This window comes from uncultured Anaerobiospirillum sp. (genome assembly GCF_902485895.1).
Lineage (GTDB): Bacteria > Pseudomonadota > Gammaproteobacteria > Enterobacterales > Succinivibrionaceae > Anaerobiospirillum > Anaerobiospirillum succiniciproducens.
The window spans coordinates 1-4,004 of the sequence record NZ_CABTML010000122.1 but is presented as its reverse complement, the minus strand read 5'-3'; the positions used below and the strand labels follow the sequence as shown (position 1 = coordinate 4,004).

3 protein-coding genes are annotated in these 4,004 nt (G+C 40.1%); all 3 read left to right on the top strand.

The window, feature by feature from the left end; all coding sequences use genetic code 11:
• Positions 1 to 86: 86 nt before the first annotated feature.
• On the top strand, positions 87 to 878 hold the full coding sequence (locus RDO37_RS10335; protein WP_308499022.1) for a hypothetical protein: 792 nt from the start codon (positions 87 to 89) through the stop codon (positions 876 to 878).
• Positions 879 to 1,252: 374 nt separating this feature from the next.
• On the top strand, positions 1,253 to 2,758 hold the full coding sequence (locus RDO37_RS10330; protein WP_308499021.1) for a transposase: 1,506 nt from the start codon (positions 1,253 to 1,255) through the stop codon (positions 2,756 to 2,758).
• Between the two features lie 136 nt (positions 2,759 to 2,894).
• A partial coding sequence (locus RDO37_RS10325; protein ID WP_308499020.1) for a hypothetical protein occupies positions 2,895 to 4,004 on the top strand: 1,110 nt, incomplete at its 3' end.

Genomic DNA, 4,004 nt, shown 5'->3' with positions numbered 1-4,004 from the left:
TGTTATGGCATGACAAAAATGCTATACAAACTGTCGATTACGCCATTGCTTTAGCGATACGCTATGGTGGTGTAGAGAAGCTGCGTTTGCTGTTAGATGCTGAAGCTAAATTGCAACGTGAACCTAAGACATTATCTGCAAATCTTGCTGACAACTCCTATAATTATTGGGTTACAGCAGAGAATCTGGCTAACAGAAATCAATATCAATATCAATCTGCGTTTGTGATTGCCTCAAATTATGAGGTAAGAAACATGACTCCACTTGATGAGGATGAGCGCTTAAAGTGCCTTGAGCTCTTGTGTGACAGAGAGGCATTGATAATCGAAGATAACAATGATTGTAATATGATCTGCATTCTTGCTTTGCTGTGCAGTGAACTTAAGATCGCCAGCTATTTACAGTCACATGGCACTAACCTGCAAAGATTCATGCAAGAAGAAAAAGAGTATCTTAAATACGTTAATTTTAACGAATTGCTATATAGTGCCCTCTTTACTCATTTGCAAGGTGTGGTTCAACTCATTGAATGGGTAGCAAGTGACGGAAAGGCTTTCTCAATTCCACCTAGCTATATTCCTGTGATCATTCAGGAGGGGCCTAATGAGTTTGCAAAGATCTTCGATCTTTTAGATGTAAAAGCAAAAGATCTTGTTGAGTTATTTGAACAAGCAATCTTGAGCTCCTGTCATAGCGCAGTTAATACAATCATCAACTCTAAGCAGATTAAATCAAAACAAACCCTCAGTAAGCTTATAGATGTGGCCACAGAGCACAATGCACATGAAGCCACAGCAATGCTCCTTGAAAGGCAACAAGGGTCTCAAAGCAAGGCCAAAACCAAAAAGACTAGCAGAAAGTCATCTTTAAGCTTGTAGCGGCACAAAAGTAGTTGTTTGCTATCACTATGATTTAGCTTAAATCCTGCATCCCTAAATTTATTGTTGGGTAACGTTAAGTAGCAGAAGAACACGTTACTCAACATCCTTGAATGTATATGCTTTAGCTAGACCATGTTCTAGCTTTTTTTATTCTGTGATACCATATAAATACTAAATATGGAGTATCATATATGCTTTACACTGAGATATCGATTCCGCTTCCAGACGATAGTAGATATGAGTTATATAAGCAGGGGAAAGGCTCTACATATGTCAAATACCGTATAAAGAGCTATAGACATGAAGGGCGACTTAAACATGATAGATTGCTTATCGGAAGGCTGGTTATAGATCCAATTGATGGAGCTAAGATGTTCCATCCAAACTCAAACTACTTCTCTTTCTTCAATGTGCAACCCCCAACTTTTTCCAAAGTTAAAGGGCCTGGACGTCCTCGAAAAGCGAGTAAAGAACCTGTCAGTATTGAGCGCAAATCAAACGAAGCTGCTTTTGGCTATTCAATCGCATGTCACTCTTTAGCTAGAGAGCACTCTCTTGATCAAATACTTATAAACTCATTCGGTGACTCTTTGGCAAACAAGATCCTTGCTGTTGGGGCTTTTTTCGGGGCTGGTGCACCAGGTGGGCTAACAAATATCGATCATTTCACAGATAAGCATATGTGCTTTACTGATGGGGTCATAACATCGCAAGGCTTGAGTCAGCTTTATCGGGCAATAACCACTGCTCAATGCAATGACTTCTTCAAGGAGTGGACAAAATACTGCTGTGCAGATGACTGTATTTGTTATGACGTAACATCAATATCGAACTACTCTACATCGTTGCCAATGGTTGCATGGGGATATAACCGCGATAAAGAAAGACTTCCTCAGGTAAATGTAGGAATGTTTTGCACCATTGAACGCAAGCTACCAGTCTTCTTTAGCTGCTATAACGGCTCTATTTATGACTTTACTAACTTGCCTTATGTGTTAGAGCAGGCCAGGTTAAATGGTCTTAAGCTAGATGTTCCACTAACCTTAGTTTTAGATGGTGGCTTTGCCGTCTCTGAACCACTTGATATAGCTAGGCAGCATGGATGCGAGTTTATCGTTGGAGCGCCTCTCGATTTGAGCAAAGACATAAGAAATCAAGTGTTAGATTGGCGAGGTAGCCCGTTATCGTCAAATACTTCGCTAATACAGCGTCATGATGAAACTATACGTTGTAGTGTGAAGGAGTTTACTATTGGCCGTATAAATACAAGGCTTATGATGTATAAGTCACCGCTTTCTTCAGCAAGAGATGAATCAACACTCAACTCATATGTAGCAAAGATTGCTGAAGAGCTAAAAACAGCAACTAGACTTTCTCAGTCTAAGCTAAAGCTATACTCTCAGTTCTTTCATATAAATGAAAATGAAGATGATGGACTTAGCTTTGAGCTTAAAGAGAAGCATTACTCGGAGCTTTTAGAACTATGCGGCTGTTTTGCTTTGTTCTGTACTAGGAATGACTTGTCGCCTAACGAAGTGCTTGATATTTATCGGGCTAAAGACTGCGTTGAGAAGTCATTTAGCATCTTCAAAAATGACGTTCAAGATGAAAGACTGCAGGTTAATTATCAAGATAGTATCAATGGAAAACTGTTTCTAGCATTCATTGGACTGATCTTGCGTAAAACTCTTGAAAACAAGCTGAGATCGTATCTGACTAAATCTCGTATAGACATAGATAGCGCTATAGCTAGACTTATGGATATAACATGTAGGAAACAGAATGATGAATGGGTATTAACCTCAGCTCTTTCAAAACAACAAAAAGAATTAGTAAAGGCACTCGATCTGCCAATAAGCCAATTAGATATTGGCTGAGTATAGACCTGATTCGTACTCAGTCTCTGGAGTCGAATAGGCTTATTTGTGATACCTTATATTTCTTTAATGGATCCAGGTTAGATGGGGCTCAGCATTATATTTGGCTGTAGGCAACTAGCAGTGAGGACATTCTATGGACTTTGAGATCTCAGATGATGGTACGCTAATTCGTTATTCAGGCGCGGGCGGCGATGTGGTGATTCCTGAAGGCGTTAAGTTCATTGAGCGTGGTGTAGTCTTCGACAATGAGAATGAAATTACATCCTTAACGCTGCCTAAGAGCTTCATTGGTCGTAAATTTGAGAGCTACTGGGAAAATGGCTTTATCTATAACGCTCAAGATAATAGCGTAAGTAACTGCTTTGCTAATACTGAGCTTAAAGAGAACGATGCTATTAAAGACAACCTTTACTCTTATTTGTACGTGCCTTGGCTTCCCAATTTAAAAAGATACTTTGTTCATCCTCAAAATCCAGTCTATGAGAGCGTGGATGGCGTGCTTTATAGCAAATGCCGTAGGTTCGTCATAGACATACCGTACCGGTATAGTCGAGAGCTGACCTTGCCTGAGGAATTTGAGAAAGTCCTTCAAGCATATGAAATCGCAGGGAAAGGGGTAAATAAAGTTAGGTATATGGGAGCTTCACTAAGCACTGAGCAATTAGATGAGTTAGCTCGGTTGCCCGGCGACCAAATGCATTTGTTTGCGCCAAAACTAACTCACTGCGAGCTGTGTAAGTTAGATGGAAGATGGGATAGCAGTAAAGATCGCATTATTACGATAATGCCTGAGTTGAGTTTGTCTGAAGAACTTGTTCATAGTCTTGGTTTGGGGCTACTCTTAGGCTATTGTTACAAACATCAAATCTATAATGAGGAGGTTGCTCAGCAGTATATCGGCATGTTGCTGAGAAATGAGGTGAAACTCTACAATTGGGGTGTAGAAAGCTCATCTGCTGCGGTACAAGATTTTTACAAAGAAGAATGGGCCAAAAAGAGGCTGCCGAAGATTGATAGATCTAGCAATGTGGGAGCAGCACATTACTTATTGGAAGTTGTCTTAAGAGGCAGTGTACAAGATCTTCAACAATTGCTTGATGAAAGTCTAAAGCCACTTACAGAGTTGTTATGGCATGACAAAAATGCTATACAAACTGTCGATTACGCCATTGCTTTAGCGATACGCTATGGTGGTGTAGAGAAGCTGCGTTTGCTGTTAGATGCTGAAGCTAAATTGCAACGT

Bases quoted from the DNA above. Each gene is read 5' to 3' on its own strand.
- RDO37_RS10330 (WP_308499021.1), top strand. From the start codon at position 1,253: ATGTTCCATCCAAACTCAAACTACTTCTCTTTCTTCAATGTGCAACCC.